The sequence below is a fragment of the Pseudoduganella sp. RAF53_2 genome (assembly GCF_052113985.1).
GTDB lineage: Bacteria > Pseudomonadota > Gammaproteobacteria > Burkholderiales > Burkholderiaceae_D > Rugamonas.
The window spans coordinates 1-1,411 of the sequence record NZ_JBFRDW010000992.1; the positions used below are offsets into that span (position 1 = coordinate 1).

Sequence of the window (1,411 nt, forward strand, 5' to 3'; positions counted from 1 at the left end):
ACGCTGTGCTACACCTCCGGCACTACCRGCAATCCCAAGGGCGCGCTGTACTCGCATCGCTCCACCGTGCTGCACGCTTATGGCTCGGCTATGCCGAATGCGCTGGATGTCGGTTCACGCGATACCGTGCTGCCCGTAGTGCCGATGTTTCATGTGAATGCATGGGGCTTGCCGTATTCGGTGCCGCTATCCGGCGCCAAGCTGGTCTTCCCCGGCTGCGCGCTGGATGGCAAATCGGTTTATGACCTGTTCGAGGCCGAAGGAGTGACTTTCTCGGCCGGCGTTCCGACCGTGTGGCTGGGTCTGATCAACTACGCCAAGATGAACAACCTGAAGTTTTCGACCTTCCGCCGCACGGTCATTGGTGGTTCGGCATGTCCGCCCGCAATGATGGATACGCTGATGGACGACTTTGGCGTGGATGTCGTGCATGCCTGGGGGATGACGGAGATGTCGCCGCTGGGCACCGCTTGCGGACTGCTGGCGCGGCACGAAAAACTGCCGCGCGAGGAGCAGCGCAAGATCCTGCGCAAGCAAGGCCATGCAATTTATGGCGTCGACATGCGCATCGTCGATGACGACGGCCAGGAACTGCCTTGGGATGGAACGTCCTTCGGCCACTTGCAGGTGCGCGGTCCGTGGATCATCTCGTCCTATTTCAAGGAAGAGGGCGGTAGCGTACTGGACCGGGGTTGGTTCCCGACCGGCGACGTGGCCACCATTGATGAAGACGGCTTCATGCAGATCACCGACCGCAGCAAGGATGTGATCAAATCCGGCGGCGAATGGATTGGCACCATCGATCTGGAAAATATTGCCGTCGCTCATCCAGCTGTGATGCAGGCGGCCTGCATTGGCATCCGCCATCCAAAATGGGACGAGCGTCCGCTACTCATCGTCGTCAAAAAAACGAGTGCGGAAGTCAGCCGTGACGAACTGCTGAGCTTCTTCGAGGGCAAAATTGCCAAATGGTGGATGCCGGACGATGTGGTCTTTGTCGAAGCGCTGCCGGTTGGCGGCACCGGAAAAATTCAGAAGAATAAGCTGCGGGAACAGTTCAAGGACTACGAGCTACCAACAGTAACGCGAAGTAATTAAAGTGGCCGAAAATCACCATTAAGTGCTTGATTTTAAAAGATTTAGTGTCGGAAATTCTTACAACTGATGACTGCGCATGCAAATCGCAAGCTGTAACTATTTGATTACACGTTGGTTCGATATTTAGGCACGACTTATGCATCCTTTTTGTGCAGAACAACACAGGGGGGTGTCATGAAACTCTTACAAAAGTCGCTGGGAGCATGTGCTGGTGCAATAGCTTTACTGTTTAGCATGAGTGCGCAGGCTGATACCGTATTAGACCTGACCACAGCTGGAGCAAGCCATTCGCTGAATGGCGCAACCTACACCC

At 55.4% G+C, this 1,411-nt stretch carries 1 protein-coding gene; it reads left to right on the forward strand.

All coding sequences use genetic code 11. The annotated features are described in order from the left end of the window. A partial coding sequence (locus tag AB4Z11_RS31730; protein ID WP_442030155.1) for an AMP-binding protein occupies positions 1-1,098 on the forward strand: 1,098 nt, incomplete at its 5' end. Positions 1,099-1,411: the final 313 nt, after the last annotated feature.